Origin of the sequence: Streptomyces sp. P17 (assembly GCF_032436805.1) — a bacterium.
Lineage (GTDB): Bacteria > Actinomycetota > Actinomycetes > Streptomycetales > Streptomycetaceae > Streptomyces.
In genome coordinates, this window is record NZ_JAVRBF010001289.1 from 1 (window position 1) to 247 (window position 247).

The 247-nt window shown below is 57.1% G+C and carries 1 protein-coding gene; it reads left to right on the forward strand.

Annotated elements, in window-relative coordinates:
• Positions 1 to 247: ABC transporter substrate-binding protein (locus RMT89_RS44715; RefSeq protein ID WP_315889480.1), on the forward strand; the 247-nt coding region annotated here is incomplete at both ends.

A 247-nucleotide genomic window follows, 5' to 3' on the forward strand; every position in this document is an offset into this window, starting at 1 on the left:
GACTACACGGTGCAGTTCAAACTTTCGACCGGCAACTCGGCCTTCCCAACGGTTCTCGCCGACGCTCCGGGGATGATGGTGTCGCCGTCGGCCTTCAAGGCCAATCCATCGGAAATCGGCTTGAAGCCGGTCGGAACGGGTCCCTTTAAGTTTTCGGAATGGATTCGCAACAGCCGATTGGTGTTCGTGAAGAATCGCGACTATTGGCGGCTAGGGAAGCCCTATCTGGACTCGATCGTGCTTCGAG